At 68.1% G+C, this 667-nt stretch carries 2 protein-coding genes; both read left to right on the top strand.

Annotation, left to right across the window (positions count from 1 at the left end):
- The coding region (locus KVT32_RS28170; protein WP_217619209.1) for a VOC family protein at positions 1 to 288 on the top strand (288 nt) is incomplete at its 5' end.
- The coding region (locus KVT32_RS28165) for a sigma factor (protein ID WP_305864180.1) at positions 288 to 667 on the top strand (380 nt) is incomplete at its 3' end. The genes KVT32_RS28170 and KVT32_RS28165, both read left to right, overlap by 1 nt.

The following is a 667-nucleotide window of genomic DNA, read 5'->3' as shown; positions in this document are numbered from 1 at the left end:
ATCGGCGAGCACATCTACGCGATGCTCCTGCAGGAAAGCTACTTCCAGACTTTTACGCAGAAGCCGGTGGCCGACGCCAGGACCAGCACCGAGGTGCTGACCTGCCTGTCCTGCGAGAGCCGCGAGGAAGTCGACGCCCTGGTGGCCAAGGCCGTTGCCGCCGGCGGCCGGGCGCCGAACGAGCGCAAGGATTACGGTTTCATGGTCTACCACGGCTTCGAGGACCTCGACGGCCACGTCTGGGAGCTGATGTACATGGACCCGAACGCGGTCCCGCCCCAGGCCTGATGCGCCAGGACGTCGACAGGGCGATCGGCGCGGTCTGGCGCATCGAATCGGCAAAGATCGTGGCCGGCGTCGCGCGCCTGGTGCGCGACGTCGGCCTGGCCGAGGAACTGGCCGGCGACGCCCTGGTCGCCGCCCTGGAAACCTGGCCGGCGTCCGGCATTCCCGACAATCCCGGCGCCTGGCTGATGCGCACGGCGAAGAACGCCGCGCTCGACCGCCTTCGCCGCGACAAGCTGTTCCAGGAAAAGCTGCGCGCGATCGGGCTCGACCTGGAAGCGCAGGAGGCCCATTACGTGCCCGATTTTGTCGACAGCCTGGACGACGCCCGCAACGACCTCGGCGACGACCTGCTGCGCCTGATGTTCATCGCCTGCCACCC

It is taken from the genome of Achromobacter sp. GbtcB20, from assembly GCF_019091095.1.
In the GTDB taxonomy this organism is placed as follows: Bacteria; Pseudomonadota; Gammaproteobacteria; order Burkholderiales; family Burkholderiaceae_B; genus Achromobacter; species Achromobacter mucicolens.
Note: the sequence above shows the minus strand (reverse complement) of the source record. Positions and strands in the feature narration are given on the sequence as shown.